This is a genomic window from Mycetocola saprophilus, assembly GCF_000718085.1.
In the GTDB taxonomy this organism is placed as follows: Bacteria; Actinomycetota; Actinomycetes; order Actinomycetales; family Microbacteriaceae; genus Mycetocola; species Mycetocola saprophilus.
On record NZ_JOEC01000002.1, the window covers coordinates 395,435 to 416,627 of the forward strand.

General features: G+C 65.9%; 22 protein-coding genes and 3 tRNA genes. 13 read left to right on the plus strand and 12 right to left on the minus strand.

Translation table 11 applies throughout. The features are described 5' to 3' along the window. The first annotated feature begins 8 nt into the window (after positions 1–8). From IE92_RS0107615 to IE92_RS0107635, 5 genes are all read left to right on the plus strand, one after another. Positions 9–950, plus strand: a complete 942-nt coding sequence (locus tag IE92_RS0107615; protein ID WP_030147905.1) for an ABC transporter ATP-binding protein — start codon at positions 9–11, stop codon at positions 948–950. Then, positions 947–1,762: an ABC transporter permease gene (locus tag IE92_RS16595; RefSeq protein ID WP_030149717.1), complete on the plus strand. Its 816-nt coding sequence runs from the start codon at positions 947–949 to the stop codon at positions 1,760–1,762. The genes IE92_RS0107615 and IE92_RS16595 overlap by 4 nt, the downstream gene beginning before the upstream one ends. A gap of 64 nt (positions 1,763–1,826) precedes the next feature. After that, positions 1,827–2,786, plus strand: coding sequence for a KPN_02809 family neutral zinc metallopeptidase (ypfJ, locus tag IE92_RS0107625; protein ID WP_081863954.1), 960 nt, complete (start codon positions 1,827–1,829; stop codon positions 2,784–2,786). Between the two features lie 57 nt (positions 2,787–2,843). Beyond that, positions 2,844–3,878 (plus strand): alpha/beta hydrolase, encoded by a 1,035-nt coding sequence (locus IE92_RS0107630; RefSeq protein ID WP_051701698.1) that lies wholly within the window; start codon positions 2,844–2,846, stop codon positions 3,876–3,878. 8 nt (positions 3,879–3,886) lie between these two features. Further along, positions 3,887–4,588 carry a DUF998 domain-containing protein gene (locus tag IE92_RS0107635; protein WP_030149716.1) on the plus strand — a complete coding sequence of 234 codons (702 nt, stop codon included), beginning with the start codon at positions 3,887–3,889 and terminating at the stop codon, positions 4,586–4,588. Here the strand turns inward: IE92_RS0107635 and IE92_RS0107640 are convergent. The 6 genes from IE92_RS0107640 to IE92_RS0107665 form a co-directional block, all read right to left on the minus strand. Then, a complete protein-coding gene (locus IE92_RS0107640; RefSeq protein ID WP_030147910.1) occupies positions 4,585–4,896 on the minus strand; it encodes a hypothetical protein in 312 nt (103 codons plus the stop codon). The two genes, IE92_RS0107635 and IE92_RS0107640, sit on opposite strands and share 4 nt — an antisense overlap. 427 nt (positions 4,897–5,323) lie before the next feature. Next, positions 5,324–5,599 (minus strand): hypothetical protein, encoded by a 276-nt coding sequence (locus IE92_RS0107645; protein ID WP_030147911.1) that lies wholly within the window; start codon positions 5,597–5,599, stop codon positions 5,324–5,326. A 73-nt stretch (positions 5,600–5,672) separates the two neighbouring features. After that, positions 5,673–6,536, minus strand: coding sequence for a DUF3592 domain-containing protein (locus IE92_RS0107650; protein ID WP_030147912.1), 864 nt, complete (start codon positions 6,534–6,536; stop codon positions 5,673–5,675). 9 nt (positions 6,537–6,545) lie between these two features. Beyond that, on the minus strand, positions 6,546–7,427 hold the full coding sequence (locus IE92_RS0107655; RefSeq protein WP_030147913.1) for a DMT family transporter: 882 nt from the start codon (positions 7,425–7,427) through the stop codon (positions 6,546–6,548). Next, complete coding sequence (locus tag IE92_RS0107660) at positions 7,424–8,122, minus strand: TetR/AcrR family transcriptional regulator (protein ID WP_030147914.1); 699 nt, start codon at positions 8,120–8,122, stop codon at positions 7,424–7,426. The genes IE92_RS0107655 and IE92_RS0107660 overlap by 4 nt, the downstream gene beginning before the upstream one ends. A 32-nt stretch (positions 8,123–8,154) precedes the next feature. Further along, a complete protein-coding gene (locus IE92_RS0107665) occupies positions 8,155–9,540 on the minus strand; it encodes a DHA2 family efflux MFS transporter permease subunit (protein WP_030147915.1) in 1,386 nt (461 codons plus the stop codon). A 102-nt stretch (positions 9,541–9,642) separates the two neighbouring features. Here IE92_RS0107665 and IE92_RS0107670 point away from each other — a divergent pair, with 102 nt between their 5' ends. Further along, positions 9,643–10,182, plus strand: coding sequence for a GNAT family N-acetyltransferase (locus IE92_RS0107670; RefSeq protein ID WP_245601241.1), 540 nt, complete (start codon positions 9,643–9,645; stop codon positions 10,180–10,182). A gap of 27 nt (positions 10,183–10,209) precedes the next feature. Next, positions 10,210–10,812, plus strand: a complete 603-nt coding sequence (locus IE92_RS0107675) for a class I SAM-dependent methyltransferase (RefSeq protein ID WP_030147917.1) — start codon at positions 10,210–10,212, stop codon at positions 10,810–10,812. 247 nt (positions 10,813–11,059) lie between these two features. Here the strand turns inward: IE92_RS0107675 and IE92_RS0107680 are convergent, their stop codons facing one another. Both IE92_RS0107680 and IE92_RS0107685 read right to left on the minus strand, forming a co-directional pair. Continuing rightward, entirely contained in the window at positions 11,060–12,013 is a 954-nt protein-coding gene (locus tag IE92_RS0107680; RefSeq protein WP_043321603.1) for a pseudouridine synthase, read from the minus strand. 37 nt (positions 12,014–12,050) lie between these two features. After that, a complete protein-coding gene (locus IE92_RS0107685) occupies positions 12,051–13,280 on the minus strand; it encodes an AAA family ATPase (RefSeq protein WP_030147919.1) in 1,230 nt (409 codons plus the stop codon). Between the two features lie 194 nt (positions 13,281–13,474). Here IE92_RS0107685 and IE92_RS0107690 point away from each other — a divergent pair, with 194 nt between their 5' ends. Next, positions 13,475–13,906, plus strand: a complete 432-nt coding sequence (locus IE92_RS0107690; RefSeq protein WP_030147920.1) for a GNAT family N-acetyltransferase — start codon at positions 13,475–13,477, stop codon at positions 13,904–13,906. A 479-nt stretch (positions 13,907–14,385) separates the two neighbouring features. On the opposite strand, the gene IE92_RS0107700 is transcribed toward IE92_RS0107690, so the two are convergent. From IE92_RS0107700 to IE92_RS0107715, 4 genes are all read right to left on the minus strand, one after another. Further along, positions 14,386–14,461: transfer RNA gene (locus IE92_RS0107700), tRNA-Phe, on the minus strand. A 62-nt stretch (positions 14,462–14,523) separates the two neighbouring features. Continuing rightward, positions 14,524–14,600 (minus strand) — tRNA-Asp (locus IE92_RS0107705). Positions 14,601–14,633: 33 nt separating this feature from the next. After that, positions 14,634–14,709: transfer RNA gene (locus tag IE92_RS0107710), tRNA-Glu, on the minus strand. 322 nt (positions 14,710–15,031) lie between these two features. Continuing rightward, positions 15,032–15,526 carry an inorganic diphosphatase gene (locus tag IE92_RS0107715; RefSeq protein WP_030147921.1) on the minus strand — a complete coding sequence of 165 codons (495 nt, stop codon included), beginning with the start codon at positions 15,524–15,526 and terminating at the stop codon, positions 15,032–15,034. A gap of 60 nt (positions 15,527–15,586) precedes the next feature. On the opposite strand from IE92_RS0107715, the gene tilS reads away from it, so the two are divergent. The 5 genes from tilS (at position 15,587) to folP (ending at position 21,091) form a co-directional block, all read left to right on the plus strand. After that, entirely contained in the window at positions 15,587–16,618 is a 1,032-nt protein-coding gene (gene tilS / locus IE92_RS0107720) for a tRNA lysidine(34) synthetase TilS (RefSeq protein ID WP_030147922.1), read from the plus strand. A 119-nt stretch (positions 16,619–16,737) separates the two neighbouring features. Beyond that, on the plus strand, positions 16,738–17,289 hold the full coding sequence (gene hpt / locus IE92_RS0107725; RefSeq protein WP_030147923.1) for a hypoxanthine phosphoribosyltransferase: 552 nt from the start codon (positions 16,738–16,740) through the stop codon (positions 17,287–17,289). A gap of 214 nt (positions 17,290–17,503) precedes the next feature. Continuing rightward, on the plus strand, positions 17,504–19,615 hold the full coding sequence (gene ftsH / locus IE92_RS0107730) for an ATP-dependent zinc metalloprotease FtsH (RefSeq protein ID WP_081863953.1): 2,112 nt from the start codon (positions 17,504–17,506) through the stop codon (positions 19,613–19,615). A 4-nt stretch (positions 19,616–19,619) separates the two neighbouring features. Further along, the gene (gene folE / locus IE92_RS0107735) at positions 19,620–20,219 is read left to right on the plus strand and encodes a GTP cyclohydrolase I (RefSeq protein WP_030147925.1); all 600 of its coding nucleotides are present in this window, start codon (positions 19,620–19,622) and stop codon (positions 20,217–20,219) included. A gap of 68 nt (positions 20,220–20,287) precedes the next feature. Continuing rightward, a complete protein-coding gene (gene folP / locus IE92_RS0107740; protein ID WP_030147926.1) occupies positions 20,288–21,091 on the plus strand; it encodes a dihydropteroate synthase in 804 nt (267 codons plus the stop codon). Positions 21,092–21,193: the final 102 nt, after the last annotated feature.

The window sequence follows — 21,193 nt, forward strand, 5'->3', positions numbered from 1 at the left end:
GTGGGAACATGATCAACGCAACCAATCTCACCAAACAGTACGGGGCCAAGACCGCCGTCAACGGGGTGACCTTTTCGGTAAAGCCGGGAATGGTGACCGGGTTCCTCGGTCCCAACGGTGCCGGCAAGTCCACCACGATGCGCATGATCGTGGGCCTCGACAAGCCCACCGCGGGCAGCGTCACCGTCAACGGCAAGCGCTACCGCGATCTGTCCGCTCCGCTGCAGGAGGTGGGTGTGCTGCTGGATGCTAAGGCCGTGCACACCGGCCGCAGCGCCTTTAATCACCTGCGTGCCCTGGCCGCGACCCACGGAATCCCGGTCCGCCGCGTGCACGAGGTCATCGAACTCACCGGCCTCGGCGCCGTCGCCCACAAGCGGGTGGGTGGATTCTCACTCGGCATGGGCCAGCGCCTGGGTATCGCCGCCGCGCTGCTCGGCGACCCGCAGACCCTGATCCTCGACGAGCCGGTGAACGGCCTCGACCCCGAGGGTGTGCGCTGGGTGCGCCAGCTGACCCGCTCGCTCGCCGCTCAGGGCCGCACGGTCCTGCTCTCCAGCCACCTGATGAGCGAGATGGCGCAGACCGCCGATCACATCATCGTGCTGGGCAAGGGCCGCCTGATCGCCGATGCCCCGGTGCAGGACTTCATCGCCGGTTCCTCGCATGAAACCGTGCGCGTCACCAGCCCGCGGGCAAACGAGCTGGCCCAGGCCCTACTCACCGCCGCCGGTCCCGGTTCGCGAGCCCGGATCGATCCGCTCGGCATCAACCAGCTGCAGATCTCGGGATACACCGCCGCCGGGGTGGGCGATGCCGCCGCCGAGCTGGGCATTCCGCTGCACGAGCTCACCCCCGTTCGCGCCTCGCTCGAAGAGGCCTACATGGAACTCACCGAAAACGACGTGGAATACCGCACCGGCGGCACCCTCGAGGAGACGAAACGATGACCGCAACCGCTACCATCCAGGCCCCGCCCCGCGCGAGCTACCGGCTGAGCTTCGGCGGACTGCTGAACTCCGAGTGGATCAAGCTGCGTACCCTGCGTTCGACCCTGTGGTCGTTTGCGATCATGATTCTGCTGAGCGGTGGCCTGGGGTTGCTCATGGCCACCTCCATCGATACCGCCGGCACCGGCGATTTTGCGATGACCCCGATTGGCGTCGTGCAGGCGGCCACCTCCGGCAGCGTGATGATCGGACAGCTGATCGCCGCGGTGCTCGGCGCGCTGATCATCACCGGCGAGTACTCCACCGGCATGATCCGGACCACGCTGACCGCCGCCCCCAAGCGTCTGGGCGCGTTCATCGCCAAGGCCGTGGTGCTGTTTATCAGCACCGGGATCATCGCCCTGGTTTCGGCCGCCGCATCCTACCTCGCCGTCGCGCTGATCCTGATGGGTCGCGGCCAGAACGCCTCGCTCTTCGACGGTGACGTGCTGCCCCACGTGCTGGGTGGCGCCCTCTACGTGGCCTGCGTGGCCCTGTTCGCGCTGGGCTTGGGTACCCTGATCCGCAGCGGTGCCGGCGCGATTGCCGGTGCCCTGGGAGCGATCCTGGTGCTGCCGGTGGTCCTCTCGCTGGTGCCGGTGGAGTGGATCAACAACCTGCGTCCGTTCCTGCTGGATGCGGCCGGGTCTCGTCTGGCCAGCGGCATGATGGGAGACGACTGGACCTTCGCCACCAGCGCGCTGCTGCTGGCCGGATGGACCCTGGTGTCCCTGATCCTCGGTGTGTTCTCGCTGCTCAAGCGCGACGCCTAACCCACACCCCGGCGAAACTTCGGCGGGGACAACCCCGGGACGATTCATCGTCCCGGGGTTTTGTGTGTCGTGCGGAGATGAACCCGGGGGCCCGGGTGCGCTATCGTGGCGTGCAAGGACAAGGAGTTCACGCGTGACATTCAACCCCAACTCGGATATCGGCGGCACCAACGTCAAGCGCGCCGGTCGTGGCCGCACCACGGGCCTGGCCCTGGGTGGCGGCGGTTTGGGGGTGATCGCGATCTTCCTGATCGCCCAGTTCACCGGCGTGGATCTATCGGGATTCCTCGGGGGCACCGAGGTGCAGCAGCCCGGCGCGATCGTGGGGCAGAGCCTCGAGGAGTGCAAGACCGGGCAGGACGCCAACAACAGCGTGGACTGCCGGATGGCCGGGGCCGCGGCCTCGCTGGATCCGTATTGGACCGGGGCCTTCACCACGCTGGGGGCTCGGGCGAGCTACCACACCCCCGAGTTCACGCTGTTCTCCGGGTCCACCTCGACCGGATGCGGCGCGGCCACCAGCGCCACCGGGCCCTTCTACTGCCCCGGGGACGAGACCATCTACATCGACACCGCGTTCTTCGATCAGCTGAGCTCGCAGTTCGGGGCGCACGGCGGACCGCTGGCCGAGCTGTACATCGTGGCGCACGAGTGGGGTCACCACATCCAGAACCTTGAGGGGACCTTCGACACCGTGGACCGGACTCAGACCGGTCCGACCTCGGGCACCGTGCGGATCGAGCTGCAGGCCGACTGCTATGCCGGATCCTGGGTGGGCTCGGCCGCCAACGTGCGCGACCGCGGCGGCAACCGCCTGATCGAACCCCCGACCGACGCGCAGATTCGTGATGCCCTCGATGCGGCGGCCGCGGTGGGCGACGACCGCATTCAGGAGCTGGGTGGCGGATCGGTCCACCCCGAGGCCTGGACCCACGGATCCAGCGATCAGCGGCAGCGCTGGTTCCTCGAGGGCTATCGTGGCGGGGCCACCGCCTGCAACACGTTTGATGCGAAGCGGCTCTAACCGGGCCGTTCCGGTCCCTTCGGCAGGATTTAACACTCCGCCTAATATGCTGGGGGAATGACCGAACTGTCCTGGGGACGCCGCCATCCTTTCCTGCGTGTGATCGCCATCATTCTGGCGATCATTGTGGGGCTGGCCACGCTCACCTGGACGGCGTTTCGGGTGAGCCCGTGGCCCTCGGCCCTCGTGGTGCGCTCGATGTTTGACCGTGGCGGCGAGGAGATGAACGCGGCGCTAAACCGGCGAGCGGATGCGCTGCCCGTGCAGGTAACCTCGGATGTGAACTACGGGGATGAGCGCGATACCGTGATGGACATCTACCGTCCCCGGAGCGCCGGTTCCACGCCTCTGCCCACGATCGTGTGGGTGCACGGGGGCGGCTGGATTTCGGGGGACAAGGGACAGATCGCCAACTACCTGAAGATTCTCGCCGCCGAGGGGTTCACCGTGGTGGGGATCAACTATTCGATTGCCCCCGGGGCCACCTATCCCACCCCGGTGGTGCAGACCATGTCGGCGCTGGGATTCCTGCTGCACGATGCGCGGGAGTTCGGGATCGATCCCACCAACCTGGTACTGGCGGGGGATTCGGCCGGCTCGCAGATTGCCGCGCAGGCCGCGACGATCATCACCAACCCCGAGTATGCGCGCGAGGTATCGATCGAGGCCTCGATCCCCGCATCCTCGCTGCGCGGGATGGTGCTGGCCTGCGGGGCCTACGACCTCTCGCTGGCGAACGTTGAGGGTCCGTTCGGCGACTTCCTGAAGACCGTGCTGTGGTCCTACACCGGCACCCGCGACTACGCCTCGGATCCGCGTACCCGCACGGCCTCGGTCCTCAACTACGTGGATAAGAACTTCCCGCCGAGCTTCCTGACCGCGGGCAACGCTGACTCCCTGGCCCCGCAGTCCGAGGCGATGGCCGACCGGCTGGCGGGACTCGGGGTCGAGGTGGACACGCTGTTTTACCCGAAGGATCATGAGCCCGCGCTTCAGCATGAGTATCAGTTTGATCTGAGTAACGCCGACGGGGAGCACGCCCTCGAACGGATTGTGGCGTTTGTGCGCGAGCAGACCGGTCCGCGTTCGTGAGCGGTGCGATGACGCGCGGCCTGAGCGCCGCGCCGGTTCGGGCGGCGTCGCCGCTGCTGGGCGTGAGCCTCGGGCGGATCGGGGCGGCGCTGGCGGTCCTGGCGCTGATCACGATCTGGGTGATCCGGCTGCGGTATGCGGCGCCCGCCTATGTGAGTGAGCTGGGTGCCGATGGGGCCCCCGATGCCGGGTGGTTTGCGCTGGCCCTCGGGACGGTTGCGGCCGCCGGGGTGCTGCTGGGCACCGCGGAGCTGCTGCGTATGCAGGTGGGTCCGGGCCGGGGCGCCCTGCGCGCCGCGCTCTCGGGCGAGAGCCGGGGTGCCGTGCGCGCCGCGCTGCTGGGTGGTTTCTGCCTCATTCTGGCAGGCATCGGTTTCCTGGTTGCCACCGTGTATCCGTGCACGGCCCGCTGCCCGGTGCCCGGCGATCCGCTGCATACGATGCGCGATACCGTCCACATCAGCGCGGCGATTGCCGGATTTGCCCTGGTGGCCATCGCGATGCTCGCGCAGGCGTTCGCCGGAGCCGAGCGCCGAAGCCGGCTGATCGCCTGGGGTGCGGCGATCGGCGTGGCGGTGATTGCCGGGGTGGGCGGCCTGCTCGCGCTGGCCCACGTGGCGACCGCGCTGGGCGCGTGGTGCGAGCTGGTGGCGACCTCGATCGCGATCCTCTGGTGCGCGACCCGCGGGGTGGCGCGCGCGAGGGATTAGCGCACGAGCTGCTGGGTGATGATCAGCGATCCGTACCAGAAGACCTGGAGGACGCAGAGGTACAGACCGATCAGGCCGAGCACGCGGGCGGCCCGGTGTCGGGCGATCGCCAGGATGCTCATCACCAGGCTGATCACCAGGCATCCCAACAGGATGAAGTTCACCGGCGGCAGGATAAAGAGTACGGGGACCCAGAAGGTGCCCTCGAGCCCGTCGGAGTAGAACATTGCCAGCGTGAACACGGGCAGCACCATTCCGGTGAGGATCGAGATGATGCCAAAGAAGATCCCGAGTCTCGACTGTTTCACGTGGTGCCTTTCCGGTACTCCGGGCGGATCCCGGGAGCATGATTGTGATGCAGCCTCCAGACTAGTACGCCCGCTGTTTGGTAATCGCTGTGAAGAGTGAGATCAATCCCTGAGAGGGATGCGGATAACTCCCGGGGCTGAGGGAGGCATCCCTCAGCGATTTCATGCCGCGTAACCCCACTGTGTGGTGGCGTCGATTCGCCGCGCCCGGTCCACCTGGAGTTACACACATGTAATTACACACAGGTTGTGGATAACTCTGTGAGTAATGTGGGGGAAACTCACAACCCGAGGTGGAAAACGCCGTGGTTAACGGGGAGAAGCTGTGGACAACCCTGGGGAAAGTCCCCCGGCCGGATGACGCGCCCGGGCGTGCACACGCGGCGATGGTGGGGAAAACCGTCCGCGTCGGGTAGTGCGGTATGAGCTAGGCGGGGTTGATCAGCGCGAGCACACTCATCGACACCACCAGCGCGTTCACCACAACCAGGATGATCGGACCGGCGGTCGGGCCCTGCTTGGCTATGCGGCGCAGCCCGATGAACATCCCCAGGGCACCCAGGATCAGGGCGGCAGGCAGGGCGAGCGGCGCGAGCAGGATGACATAGACGATCACCAGCACCGGCAGCAGTACCCAGAGCAGCGTGCCCCACCAGGTGGGCCGCGGCTGTTCGGAAACGGGCTGGTCGCTCGGGGTGCTCATCGGGATCCTTCGGTTGTGGGGTGGTTCTCCCGAGCCTAGCGCGCCGTGTCACCGAAACAACGGGCCCTCGGGGTTAGACCGTGTGCTGGGTAAATTCCTCGCGTGTGGTTCCCGGGCCAAACGACCAGAAAATACGCGTGGTGTCCCCGGGGTTCAGCGGGTCAAAGAGGACGGTCACCGTGGACCCTACCGCCGGAATCAGGGCGCGCTCGAGGCGTACGGTGGGCTGAATCCAGCGTCGGGTTCCCGCGGCATCGGTGAACTGAATGGTGAGGCGCCCGAGGACCCGGGCCGCATCGGGGGAGGCCGTGGGGGCGGAGGTGATCAGACCCGGGGTGCGACGTCCGCCGGTGAGGAGGCCATCGAGGATCATGGTCCGGCGGCGACGCCGGGCGCGCGACACCACGCCGATGATCAGGCTGATCACGCACAGGGTGGTGATGATGCCGGGCCACCACCAGCGTCCGGCGTACATGATCCACGCCCACACGCCCCAGGTTTCGTCCCGCCCGAAGGCAGGATCCACCGCCATACCGATCTGGTCGGGCTGCACAAAACGTGAGGCCGCCCAACAGGCGGCGAGACTCCAGCCGATTAGCGCGATGGTCAGCGTGCCCAATACCGGAGTGAACTGGGTGCCGGTAAACCGGGTACCCCACATCCGGTGCAGGGCAAAGGCGAGAAAGGACCCGATGAATCCGATCGGGAAGAACCAAAAATAGTTCTCGCCGAGGGGGCCGTCCGGGGTATCCGAGAAGATGCTGTTCAGCGTGGCGGCGCGCAGTAGATCGAAGAGGCCGCTGAAGGCATAGGCGAGCGTGGCACCGGATGCCAGCAGGAGAATACCCCAGAGCGTGGTGAGGAAGGCGGCGCGGACGCTTCCGCGATATTCGCGCAGGCGGGTGTGGGCGGCGGCCAGCGGATCGGTGGTGCTCATGCCGGTAGCCTAGCGGCGGGGCGCGAGCTCGGCTAGCAGGCTGAGGCCGATGATCCCCAGGCCGATCCATCCCGGAGGGCCGATGTGTTCGCCGACGATCAGGACCGCGAGGACCGCGGCGATCGCCGGTTCGGAGAGCGTGAGCATCGTCGCCGTGCTCGCCGGAATGCGGGCGAGCCCAAACCCGAAGAGCAAGTACCCCAGAAACATCGGGATCAGTGCCATATATGCGGTCACCGCGAGCGGGGCCGGACCGGAGACGATCGGGGCACCGGTGGCCAGCAGGACCGGAATCAACAGCAGCGCCCCGCATCCAAACACCGCGCCCATCGAGGCCGAGCGCTCGATGCCGTGCCGCATCATTCGCCGCACGGCATATGAGTAGGCCGCATAGGTGGCCCCGGCGATCAGTCCGAGGATCACCCCGAGGGGAATGTTGGGGCCCGCGGGCGGGGCAGCGGGACCCTGCGGCAGACACAGCAGAATGCTGCCGATGATGCCCAGGGCCGCGGCCACAAACCAGCGGCCGCGCAGGCGGGTGCGATCCAGAACCGCCTCCAGCACGGCGGCGAGTAGCGGGGCCGAGGCCAGCGAGATGACCGTGCCCAGCGCCACGCCACCCAGGCGCATCGATCCGTAAAAGGCGAGCGGATAGATCGCGACCGAGATCGCCCCGAGCACAAGCATGCCGCGCCGGGCGGCGAGGGCGTGGCGCGAGCGGCGCAGGGCGGGGAGGGCGATCAGGGCCTGGAGGAGGCCGCCGATTCCCATCGCCGCCGAGCCGATTGCCAGCGCGCCCACCTGGGGAACCAGGCTGGCCGCGGTGCCGGTGGTACCCCAGAGCAGCGCGGCGGTCAGGACCGCGAGGACGCCGGTGGTGTGACGGCTCACGCGCGGGTCAGGAGCCGCGCGGCGAGTGCGCGCGCGGTGTGCAGTTGGTCCGAGGTGCCGTCGAGTCCCGCCCGAGCCATCGATCCCTCGAGCAGAAACGAGAGGTGGGTGGCCAGCGTTTCGGCCCGTTCGGCCGCGATGGGTGGTGACGAGGGGCCGGCGGTGGCCGGCGAGTCCGTGTCCTCGTCCGAGATGGGCGGTGACGAGGGGTCGGTGTCCAGCGTGTCTGTGTCTTCGGCCGCGACGAGCCGGTCCAGTTCGCGCCGCAGGATCCGTTCCACCTCCTCCTTATGCCGCCGCACGGCCAGGCGACCCGGATCGCCGGCGGGGAGTTCGGCGGCCGCATTCAGCAGACCGCAGCCGCGGAACGCGTGATCATAGGCGTCCTCCGCGTGGTCGATATAGGCATCAAACACCGCCAGGATCCGATCCCGCGGGGTCTCGGCCTCGCGGAGGCGGACGTCGTAGAGGCGAAGCCACTCCTCGTGACGGCGCTCGATATAGGCCTCAACCAGGGCTGATTTGGACGCAAAGTTGTTGTACAGGCTCATCTTCGCGACCCCGGCGGTGGCGGTGATCGTGTCGATTCCGGTGGCGGCGATCCCGTCCAGATAAAAGTGACGGGCGGCGGCGTCGAGAAGGCGTTCGCGGGCGGCGCCGCGGCGGGCGCCGATATTTCGGCCCTGTGATTCCATGCCCCCAGTATTTCTTAAATAGACTCAGCTACCTAATTAATGAGTTCGGGTCTGCGTCGGCGGACCTTCAGCGCGCTGAGGACCACCGAGGCCAGGGCCGCGAAGACGGCGATCCACAGCACCCCCGCCGCCGCATCCGCCTGCTTGGCCAGCGAGGCCGCCTCGGCCCCGAACAGGGCGAAGGCCATGCTGACGGCTCCGGAACCGGCCGACTGCCCGATGGTCCGGTTGGTATTGAGCACCGCCGAGGCCGAGGAGGAGAGTTCAAGCGGTGCCGAGGAGAGCATGTCGCGGTTGTTGGGGCTCTGGAAGGTGCCGAAGCCGAGCCCGCAGATCGCGGTGGCGATCAGGATCGGCAGGATCGAGGGGTGGGGGCCGGCAATCGCCAACATCAGCAGCCCGACGGTGTAGATGCCGAGGCCCACCAGGGCGAGCACGGCCGGGCGGATCCGGTCGGCCAGGCGACCGGAGATCGGCGCGACCAGGATGATGACCGCGGGCCACGGGGTGAACAGCAGGGCCGACTGCAGCGGTGTCGCACCAAACTCGCTCTGGAAGAGGAAGGGGAGCGCCACGAAGGCGATGCCCTGGGCAAAGAAGGAGGTCCAGGCGGTGAGCACGGCGATCGAGAAGACCCCGTTCCAGATCCGCGGCGGGATGATCGGACGCGCGGCAACCCGCTCATGCCGAATAAACCACAGGGTGAAGGCGGCACCGATGGCCAGCAGGATGCCCGGCACCCAGATTGTGCCGAGATCCACCAGCTGGTTGACACCCAGCAGGAAGGCGGCGATGGCCAGCGCGATCAGCACGGATCCGCGGGCGTCAAAGTTCCCACGCTGCGCCCGGGTCTTCGGCAGGAAGAGCGCGCCGAGCACAATCGAGATGAGGCCGATGGGCACGTTGATTAGGAACAGCCAGGGCCAGTCGAGACCGGAGAGGATCAGGCCGCCGAGGGTGGGGCCGGCGGCGGTGCCGATGGCGACCACCATCGCGTTGATGCCCATCACGCTGCCGATGCGCTGCGGCGGGTAGAGGTAGCGGAACATGGGGATCACGGCGGCGATGATCATGGCCGATCCGATGCCCTGAACCACCCGGAAGGCGATCAGCCAGCCCAGGCTCGGGGCGAGTGCGCAGGCCAGCGAGGCCAGGGTGAACAGCGGGGCACCGGCGAGGAACAGGGTGCGCTGGCCGATCTGGTCGCCGAGGGCGCTGGTCATCGGCACCATACAGGCCACCGCCAGCAGGAATGCGGTGGTCACCCAGACGGTGTCCGAGGGGCCCGCGTGCAGCGAGCGGGAGAGGGCGGGGAGGGCGACGTTGACGATCGAGGCGTCGATGGTCGCGGTGAGCTGGCAGAGCAGGAGCGCGATCATCGCCAGGAGGCGGCGCAGCGGGGTGATTTCGTGAGGCATAGTCGATTCGCGCGAGATGTTTAGGATTGCTAACGATATGGGCGTAACGTCCGACACACATCGTATATCGCCCCCGCCGTGGATCTCATGTACGTTGATCTAGTGATTGACCCCGTACACCTTCCCCTCGGTATTACGCTGCGTGATCTGCGCGAGGGTGATGAGACGGCGCTTGTTGCCGCCTATGAACGTAACCGTGAGCACCTGGCACCGTGGGACCCGGCGCGTCCCGAGGACTATTACACCGAGCGCTGGCAGGCCGAGGACGTTCTCCGGCAGATTGCCACCCGCGATGCCGGTTCCACGTATCCGGTGGTGCTCACCCACGACGGGGAGATTGTGGGGCGCTCTGCCCTCACCGCGATCATCCGGGGTCCGCTGCAGAGCGCGTTCCTGGGGTACTGGGTGGATGCCCGATTTACCGGCGGCGGGGTGGCCTCGGCGGTCGCGGCCGAGATGATCCGGCTCGCGCGCGAGGACCTCAAGCTGCACCGGCTGGAGGCCGGGGCCATGCTGCACAACACGGGATCCCGGCGGGTTCTTGAACGGAACGGGTTCGAGTACATCGGGATCGCCAAGCGCTACCTGCGTATCGCCGGCGAGTGGCAGGACCACGCACTGTATCAGCGCATCCTGGAGTAGGCCCGGGGTTCCGGGTAGGGTCGGAGCATGGTCGATGATCCCGGTATTCGAGACGCCTACGATTCTCGCGCCGCCGAATATATCGAGGTGTTGGGGAGCATCGAGTCGGCGGCGGCCCCGGATCGTGAACTGATCGACTCCTGGGTGCGAGGGCTTGCGGGGCCGGTGCTGGATGTGGGGTGCGGGCCCGGCCACTGGACCGAGTTTTTGCGCACCCGCGGTGCCTCTGCGGTGGGGATCGACCCGGTGCCGGCGTTCATCTCGCATGCGCGTGCGCGGTATCCGGATGCGCGTTTTCGGGAGGGCGCGGTACAGGATCTGCCGGCGGCGGATCGGAGTATCGGCGGGATTCTCGCCTGGTACTCCCTTATTCACCTCTCGCCCACCGAGCTGGACGGGGCGCTCGCCGAATGCGCGCGGGTGGTGGTCCCGGGTGGCGGTTTGGCGGTCGGGTTTTTCACCGGTCCCGTGGTGGCTTCCTTTGATCATGCGGTGGTCACCGCCTATGCCTGGCCAACCGCGGAGTTGGCCGCGCGGATCGAGGCGGTGGGATTCGGCGTGCTGGAGACCCATGAGCGCACCGACCCGGGGGCGCGTCCGCACGGTGCGATCCTGGCGTTGAGGCGTTGAGGCGTTGAGGCGTTGAGGCGCAACGGCGCAGCGGCGTTGAGCTGTGGGGTTGGAAGCTTTGGGTCTCGGCGACGCGGACTCGAAGCGGGGTGAGGTCGCGGAGGGTTCCGAACACACAGCGGGGTGAGCCCTCGGTGGTGGCCGAACTCGAAGCAAATGCCGAACTCGACGCGGGTGCCGAACACACAGCGGGGTGGACTCTCGGAGGTCACCGAACTCGACGCGGGTGCCGAACCCCTCCGCAGATCTAGCGGGAGTCGCCCGGTTCGGCCGTGAGCGGGAACGGCCGGGTGCTTTCGAAGCGACGTTCGGTTCCGTCGATCGGATCGCTGAAGCTCAGGGTGTGGGCGAGAAGTTGGAGCGGGGTGCTGAAGTCGTCCACGGCGACGTCCTGGGCGACCGGGTAGAGCGGGTCGCCGGCGATCGGAATCCCCAGGCTCCACAGGTGCATGCGCAGCTGATGGGTCTTGCCGGTGCGCGGGCTCAGCCGGTAGATTCCGCGGCGGGCACCGTCGGGTCCGGGGCTGATCTCGGATTCCAGCTCGACCAGCGACTCGGAGTTGGGCTCGGCCCCGGGCACAATCTCCGCGTTCATGATGCCACGCTCCTTGATGAGGTGGTTGCGCACGACGGTGGGCAAGACCAGATCCTCGCGGATCCCGGCGAGTGCCCGGTACACCTTCTGTACCTCGCCGCGCATAAACATGGTTTGGTAGGGCGCGCGCCAGCGCCGTTCGGTCGCGAGCATCAGGACTCCCGAGGTGACGCGGTCGAGGCGGTGCATGGGGGAGAGCTCGGGAAGCCCCAGCTCCTCGCGCATCCGCACCACGACGCTCTCGCGGACGTGGCGGCCGCGCGGGATCGAGGAGAGAAACGGTGGCTTGTCGATGACCACGATCCGCTCATCCCGGTGGATCACCCGGATCCTGCCCGGCACCGGGGTTTCGACCGGGAGGTCGCGGTGGAACCAGATAAACGTGTTGGACCGGTAACGGTCTTCCCCGTGGACGGCCTCTCCGTTGGCATAGACAAAGCGGCCGGTGTCGAGGAACGCATCCACCTCGACGTTCTCGGGCAGTCGATAGTGCAACCACTCGCGCATGGTGGTCCACACCGGAGGGGCCGAGCGGTCACCATCGTTGGTGCGCAGCCATGCCGCATCGAGGCCCAGACGCTGGGGGAGGGGGGAACGCGGAGGCACTAGAAGAGCATAGCGCGAGCTGGGTAGCCCGGACTTCCTAGCGCCTGGAGTCGGAATGCCTGGTGCGTCTCCGAATCTGGGGAACTACGAGCGTAGGGACCGCCCGCATGATGTACTTGTCGAAATCGGGAACGGTGAACGCGGCGTAGCCATGCTCGGGCGTATACAACAGACCCATGTCGATCAACTCCGCACGAGTTGGCGCTACCTGCGTCGATTCTCGTCCCATGAGTCCTGCGACATCGGCGGCTTTTTGAGGCAGGGAACCAAGCTGTGCCATCGCTCGCATGTATGCGGTTTGCAATGGTGTAGCCCGGTCAAGGCGGACACGAAAGAAGGAGCTGTCGAGTTTTGCTTCGTAGGGGTCAACTGCCATTTGGGCGTCTATGAGGGTGATCGAATCACCGGGCGCGATTTCCCATGTCTGGTGCGCAAATTCTTGAATGAAATAGGGATAGCCCTTTGTGATGGACAGCGCGAATTCGAGGGCGTCAGGTTCCCACCCGATACCCTCGGCGCGTGCGGGCCCTGAAATCGCTTCCCGTGAATCCTGCTCGCTGAGGGAGCCGATAGAGGGAAACTTAAAGAGTCGTTCTGCGTATGATTTCGCGTCGCCCGCCAGCTCGGCAATCTGAGGCAGCCCCGCGCCGACCAGCGTGATCGGGAGGCGCCTCTGTACCGTCTTATGGATTGCCTGTATGAGAGCTTCTAGCTGGGGCTTTTTCAAGAATTGAACCTCGTCGATTGAAAGAACTACCCCGCGGCTTGCTTCTTTAGCCGCCTCACCCAGCTCCACTAGGACATCGGTGAGGTCGAGGGCGAGATCGCCGTAATCTGCGATTCCTGCGGATGCGGGTATGTCCCATCCCAGGGTCCATGTGCCGGAATCGTTGACGGAGAGTGCGAACGCGCTCAACGCGCTCGCTGCGCGTTGGAACCGTTTGGTCCAACGAGTACGTGGTGAGAGTTGAAATAGCGTGGACTTGATCTTCGAGGCGAGTGTTCGGCGAAACGCCTCGTCACTGTATTTGCTCGCCTCAACTTCTACCACTACCCACTTGTGGAAGAGCGCGATATCTCTCAGCTCATTGAGCAGGACCGTTTTCCCGACTCCACGCAGACCCGTGACAATGAGGGATTGGCTGTCCCGTCCGCGCGCTAAACGCTGAAGGAGGATGTCGAATGCAGCCGTTTGCTCTTCACGTCCGACAACGACTTCCGGCCGCGCGCCCGCATTCGGCGTATAGGGATTATTGACGCTGTCCATGGAGGCATCTTACGAGCGTTAGGAAGCTTTATCTAGAGTCAATAAAGTTACATAAAGAGAGTAATCCACAGCTAGTGTGTGGCGGTTTGAGGAGGGCTCAGAATTTGCAGAGCCGCAAAAACGCAGGGTGTGGGCGGGCGCCCTGCGAAGCACCCTTTACCTCCTATTTATTTGAGGGAGATTATGCTTCGTCTATGACGACGTATGTCTTCTCCACCGACCCCGCCCGCGTCGACCGGGATCGGGTGCACGCCTGGCTGCGAGATGAATCGTATTGGGCCCAGGACCGATCGCGTGAGGCGCAGGAAACGGCGATGGACGCGTCTCGAAACTATGGGATCTACGAGGAGGAGACCGGTCGCCAAGTTGCCTATGCTCGCGTGGTGACCGACGGGGCAACGTTTGGCTGGGTCTGCGACGTCTTTGTGGACTCGGATACGCGTGGGGAGGGCCTGGGCAAGATGCTGATGGCCGCCGTCATCGAGGACCTCGAACCGCTGGGTCTGCGCCGCCTCATCCTCACTACCGCGACCGCCCAGGGACTCTACGAGCAGTACGGCTTCACCCACTTCGCCGACCCCACCCGCGTGATGGTACGCGGCGCCGGCGACACAAGCGGAGCCTAGACGCGCATGCAGGAGAGGGAAGAGCGCAGTCCGGTAGCCGGTGGAGAGGACCTGGTGGAATGAGGAGTCCCAACGACCTCAGTTGATGATGGATGGCACATAAATAGTTCAATAGAACAAGAATTGACAGCTATAGGCTTCAGAACGGGGTGAATTATGGTCATGCGTCGGTCGCCGACGAGAGAGCGGCAGCTCGCGGATCTCGGAGAGAACATCGCGCGCTGGCGGAAGCTCCAGGGCATGAGCGCTTCGCAGCTAGCTGAGTGCGCATTCGTGACGCGTGACACGCTTCGTTCCATTGAGAACGGCGCACTCTGAGCCTCGGGTAGTTGATGCTCGCCGCCTGGCCGAAGCCGCAACTCGTTTTGAGATCTATGCGGCCATAGGAAACAAAAACCTTCGCGATTGGCTCGTGGGTTGGGGGGCAACTGGGTTCGGGGCAACAAAAAACCCCCACGATCGGCGAGATGTGGGGGTTTTGGTGGCTCCGACCGGCATCGATCCGGTGACCTTTCGATTTTCAGTCGAACGCTCTACCAACTGAGCTACAGAGCCAGGTGGCAAATACTTGCCGCCTGAGATAAAAAACCCTTCCCGATGGGAAGGGTTCTTCACCTTGGCGACCCTGACGGGACTTGAACCCGCGACCTCCGCCGTGACAGGGCGGCACGCTAACCAACTGCGCTACAGGGCCTTACATATTGAATTGTACTGCATTACTTGGTAGTGGTGACCCCAACGGGATTCGAACCCGTGCTACCGCCGTGAAAGGGCGGCGTCCTAGGCCGCTAAACGATGGGGCCGTGAGGTTCGAAGACCTCGGCTACCGAAGTAACAGACCGGAGTTTGGGGTGATTTCCTTTCGGATTTCGTTTCCCGCTCTCTTGCCTGAAATCAGTATATGGGCATAATCCTCTCACAGAAAAATCGAGGCCGCCCCGGGCGCGTCCGATTTGAAGAAACCCCCGGTCAATCGGCGTGGCGGGACCGCGGGTTTCGGCGTGGCGGACGCCCGCAAAACCGCGCTTTTTGCCTCGCTGTCGAGCGGAATGCCCGGGGGAATGCCGTCCCTCATTTGCGAAACGGCGGCCCGGGAGACCCCGGACCGCCGTTTCGCGGGGGCAATTAGTGCTTGCCCTCGGCCTCAAACGCGGCGAAACCGTCGGTGACGATCTGCTCGGCGGTGGCGGCGTCAGCCCAACCGTCAACCTTGACCCACTTGCCGGGCTCCAGGTCCTTGTAACGGGTGAAGAAGTGCTCGATCTCGTTCTTGGTCTGCTCGTCCACATCCGAGATGTCCTGGATGTGAGCCCAGCGCGGGTCCTTGGCGGGGACAACCAGAACCTTGGCGTCCGAGCCGGCCTCGTCCGACATGTTCAGGACGCCCACCGGGCGAACCTTCACGCCGACGCCCGGGAAGACCGGGTACTCCAGCAGAACCAGGGCGTCAACGGGGTCGCCGTCGAGGCCCAGGGTGTTCTCGAAGTAGCCGTAGTCGGTGGGGTACACGAAGGTGGTGAACAGCACGCGGTCCAGGTAGACGCGACCGGTCTCGTGGTCAACCTCGTACTTGTTGCGGCTGCCCTTGGGGATCTCTACGACGACGTCGTAAGTAGCCATGACTTGTTCTCCTTAGTTAGAACGGATCAGAATCGGGAAAGTCTGTAATAACGTTACTTGATGCCCGAGAACACACAAGCACCCCGTCGCCCAGGTTTGGATACGTCCAGCGCTCGCATTCGTAGCGCCGTCCGTCAGGCCCTCGCAGAACGCGCCAATTCGGCGGATACCACGGGTGACGCGCCGGTATTTGTGGCCCTCTCCGGCGGGCCCGATTCCCTCGCCCTGGCCGATGCGTTGGCGTTCGAGGCGCGCTCAGCCGGGATTCCCGCGGGCGCGATCATCGTGGATCACGGACTACAGGAGGGCTCGGACCTTGTGGCCGAGCGTACCGCCGCCACCGCCCGCGAGCTGGGCCTGGACCCGGTGATTGTGCGCCGCGTGAGCGTAGGGACCGAGGGAGGGCCCGAGGCTGCCGCCCGCGAGGCCCGCTATGCGGCGCTGTCCGAGGTGGCTCGCGAACACGGTTCCGACACCGTGCTGCTCGCACACACCCGCGATGACCAGGCCGAGACCGTGCTGCTGGGTCTTGCCCGCGGTGCCGGTGCACGCAGCCTCGCCGGCATGGCACCCCGATCGGGGCTCTATGCGCGTCCGCTACTTGGGATCGACCGGGTCGACACCGTGGGCTCCTGCGCCGCCCGCGGGCTGACCCCCTGGATCGACCCCCATAATTTTGACCCCTCCTATGCACGCGTGCGTGTGCGCGAGACGATCCTGCCGATGCTTGAGGCCGAGCTTGGTCCGGGCATCGCCAAGGCGCTGGCCCGCACCGCCGATCAGGCCCGCGAGGACGCCGACGCGTTTGAGGACATGATCGAGGAGTTCATCGAGGAGATCGTGGAGCACGCCGAGGCCGGCATCGCCGTCTCGGTCCAGGCCCTGGCCGCGAACCCCGCGGCGCTGCGCAACCGGATTATTCGCCTGGTGGCACAGGGGGAGTTTGGCGTCTCCCTCGAACGCTCCCACACGCTGGAAATCGCCGAACTGGTGACCCGCTGGCGCGGTCAGGGGCCGATCGATGTGCCGGGGATCCGTGTACATCGCGACAACGGCCTGATCGTTTTCACCGCCGCCGGGGCCCTCGACTAGCGTGGCCATGCGGGTGTGCCGAACAAAAGGGCACGGTACACCCGCCAAACCTGCCGCCGGGAGAAAACACGGCGCGCGGGTGGATTTCCCCGATCACCAGGACAACGTAGACTTGGTTCATGGAATCCAGCGACATCCGCAATGATCTGACCGAAATCCTCGTCACCGAGGAACAAATCAACACCAAACTGCGCGAGCTTGCCGCTCAGATCGACGCGGACTACGCCGGAAAGGACCTGCTCCTGGTGGGCGTCCTGAAGGGTGCCGTTATGGTCATGGCAGACCTCTCCCGCGCGCTGACCCAGCACGTGCAGATCGACTGGATGGCCGTATCCTCCTACGGCGCCTCGACCAAGTCGAGCGGCGTCGTGCAGATCCGCAAGGACCTCGACACCGACATCGCCGGCCGCCACGTGCTGATCGTCGAGGACATCATCGACTCGGGTCTGACCCTCTCCTGGCTGCTGGATAACTTCGCCGCCCGCGGTGCCGCCTCGATCGAGGTCTGCGCCCTGCTGCGCAAGCCCGAGGCCGCCAAGGTCGAGATTGACTGCCGCTACGTCGGCTTCGACATCCCCAACGACTTCGTGGTGGGCTACGGTCTGGACTTCGCCGAGCGCTACCGCAACCTGCGTGACGTGGCCGTGCTGGCCCCCCACGTGTACGCCTAATAACCATATTTGACGCCGACCCCGCGAGGTTTCCTCGCGGGGTCTCCGCATATCCTCCGAGCAGCCCGAACGCAAGCTGTGAACACGCATGGGTTCATCCCACGGCGAACATGGGGCGGACTTTCGCCCCTAGCGGCTACCCTAATCAGTACGGGCCTCCTCGACCCGTCCTTGCCTCACCCGCAGAAAGGTCCGAGCGTCCGCTCGCACGCACATGAAACCCAATCGCCTTTTCAAGGGCCCACTGCCCTACATCATCGTCGCAATTGTTGTCTTTCTGATTGGTTTTAACCTGATCGCGGGGCTGAACGGATTCCGTGAGATCAACACGGACCAGGGCATCTCGCTGATTAAGGACGGCAAGGTCAAGGAGGTCACCCTGACCGCCGGTGAAAACCGGGCCGACCTGGTGCTGAAGGACGACTTCAAGGACTTCGGCAAGCGGGTGCAGTTCAACTTCCTCGACGCGCGTGCGGACGATGTGATCACCGCCGTCAACGAGGCCAAGCCCGCCGACGGCTTCACCGATAAGGTGCCCCAGCCCAGCTGGATCGGCTCGCTGCTGCAGTTCCTGATCCCGTTCCTGATCATCGGTGTGGTCTTCTGGTTCCTGCTGTCAAACATGCAGGGTGGCGGCAACAAGCTGATGTCCTTCGGTAAGTCGAAGGCCAAGCTGGTGTCCAAGGAGTCCCCGCAGGTCACCTTTGCGGATGTGGCCGGAAGCGACGAGGCGCTTGAGGAGCTCAACGAGATCAAGGAGTTCCTGAAGGAGCCCGCCAAGTTCCAGGCCGTCGGTGCCCGCATCCCCAAGGGTGTGCTGCTGTACGGTCCTCCCGGAACCGGTAAGACCCTGCTTGCCCGCGCCGTCGCCGGTGAGGCCGGCGTCCCCTTCTACTCGATCTCCGGTTCGGACTTCGTGGAGATGTTTGTGGGTGTGGGTGCCAGCCGCGTGCGTGACCTGTTCCAGCAGGCCAAGGAAAACTCCCCAGCCATCATCTTTGTGGACGAGATCGACGCCGTCGGTCGCCACCGTGGCGCGGGAATGGGTGGTGGTCACGATGAGCGTGAGCAGACCCTGAACCAGCTCCTGGTGGAGATGGACGGCTTCGACCCCAAGACCAACGTGATCCTGATCGCGGCCACCAACCGTCCTGACATCCTGGACCCCGCGCTGCTGCGTCCGGGCCGGTTCGACCGTCAGATCGGCGTGGATGCGCCCGATCTGCCCGGCCGTCGCAAGATCCTCGAGGTCCACGGAAAGGGCAAGCCGCTCTCCAAGAACGTCGACCTTGAGGTTGTCGCCCGCAAGACCCCCGGGTTCACCGGTGCCGACCTGGCCAACGTCCTCAACGAGGCCGCCCTGCTGACCGCGCGCTCCAACGCGCAGCTGATCGACAACCGTGCGCTGGACGAGGCCATCGACCGCGTGATCGCCGGTCCGCAGCGTCGTACTCGCGTCATGAACGATCGTGAGAAGCTCATCACCGCCTACCACGAGGGTGGTCATGCCCTCGCCGCCGCCTCGATGCGGAACTCCGACCCGGTGACCAAGGTCACCATCCTCCCGCGTGGACGCGCCCTCGGCTACACGATGGTGCTGCCGTTGGAGGACAAGTACTCGGTGACCCGTAACGAGCTGCTGGACCAGCTGACCTACGCGATGGGTGGCCGTGTGGCCGAGGAGATCGTGTTCCACGACCCCACCACCGGTGCCTCCAACGACATCGAGAAGGCCACCTCGATCGCCCGCAAGATGGTGACCGAGTACGGCATGAGCGCCGGAATCGGCGCGGTCAAGCTGGGTGCCTCGAGCGGGGAGATGTTCCTCGGTCGCGACATGGGTTCCCAGCGCGACTACTCGGAGCGGATCGCCCAGCAGGTGGACGACCAGGTGCGCGCGCTGATCGAGCAGGCCCATGATGAGGCCTGGAAGATGCTCAACGCCAACCGCGATGTGCTCGACCGTCTGGCTCGCGAGCTGCTGGAGAAGGAAACCCTGGATCACAACCAGCTGGCCGAGATCTTCAAGGACATCAAGAAGCTGGACGAGCGCCCGCAGTGGCTCTCCAGCGTCGACCGTCCGGTGAGCGACCTGCCCCCGATCGAGATGCCGATCACCTCGGTGCCGATCCAGCCCGAGCTGACCGACGGTGCCGTGGCCTCGGCCACCCTGGAGCCCACCGAGGACCCGGCCGTCGAGACCGGTACCGCGGCCGACGCCGCAGCCCCCGAGGCTCCCGCAGCCGAGGCTCCCGCCGCGGATGCGACCGAGGAGAAGCCCGCTCAGGCGGACCAGAAGCCGACCGACACAACCCCGGAGTCCTAGCCGCATGGCAGTGGATCGCGAACGCGTGATGCGGGCGGTGTCCGAACTGATCGAAGCGATCGGGGAGGACCCCGCCCGTCCGGGCATGCAGGACACCCCGCGTCGGGTGGCCGAGGCCTACGCCGAGTACTTCTCCGGGATCGGCGTGGATGCCCGCGCCCTGCTGAACAACACGGTGCCGCTGGATTCCGCGGCCGATGAGCATGAAACCTCGGGACCGGGGGAGATCGTGCTGCTGCGCGATATCGAGTTTCGCTCGATCTGCGAGCACCACCTGCTGCCCTTTATCGGGGTTGCCCACGTGGCCTACCTGCCCGGCGAGAAGGTGGTGGGCCTCGGCGCACTGCCGCGAGTTGTCGACACCCTGGCGTCGCGCCCGCAGCTGCAGGAACGCCTGACCGACGAGATCGCCGACACCCTCTTCACGGGTCTGGACGCCCGCGGGGCGCTGGTGGTGATGGAGGCCAAGCACGGTTGCGTGTCCGCCCGCGGACCGCGCCAGGTGGCCTCCAGCACGGTCACCATGGCCAGCCGCGGCGAGCTGTCTGACCCACTGCGTCGGGGGGAAGTTTTCGCCCTGATCGGTGGGACCCATGACCGCTAGGCCGCAGATGGTAGTGGATGGTGGTTCGGTGACCACGAGGCTGCTGATGGTTGGGGACGGTGGATTCTATGTCCGCTAGGCCGCTGATCATGGGGGTGCTGAACGTCACCCCCGATTCCTTCTCCGATGGGGGCCACTATCTGGCTCCCGAGGATGCCATTGCCCGCGGCCGGGCCCTCGTCGAGGCCGGGGCGGACATCGTGGATGTGGGTGGGGAGTCCACCCGTCCCGGTGCCGAGATTGTCGGGGTCGCCGAGGAGATTGCCCGGGTACGACCGGCGCTGGAGGCGCTCAGCGCCGCGGGAATCACCACCTCGATCGACACGATGAACGCCGAGACCGCGCGGGTCGCCCTCGCCGCGGGCACGCTGTACGTCAACGATGTCTCGGGCGGCCAGGCCGACCCCGAGCTGCTCCGGGTGGTGGCCGCCTCGGAGACCGCGATTCTGATCGCCGGACACTGGCGTGGTCGCCTCGACGCGGGCGACAGCCTGGCCCACTATGCCGATCCGGTGAGCGAGGTTGTGGAGGAACTCTCGCGAATCGTTGCCGCTGCCCGCGCCGCGGGGATTCCCGACGATCGCATCATCCTGGATCCGGGTCTCGGGTTTTCCAAGACCGGCGCTCATAACTGGGCGATCCTGCGGGGGCTTGACCGACTGACCGCGCTGGGATTCCCGCTGCTGATCGGGGCCAGCCGCAAGCGTTTCCTCGGCGAGATGCTTCCCGCCGATGCCGAGGTAGCCGAGCGGGATCTACCCACGGCCGTCCTGACCGCGCTGATCGCCGACTCCGGCATCTGGGGGGTGCGCGTCCACGAACCCCGGGCGAGCGCCCGCGCGCTCGACGTGTGGGAGCACCTACGCTCCTAGCGCGCCGCGGTCCGGACCGCACACCGCACCCCGGGCGCCGCGCCCGGGCGTTGGAGTCGGAGCCGCCGTTCGTGTGGCGGGGCCGAACCCACGCCCGTAGAC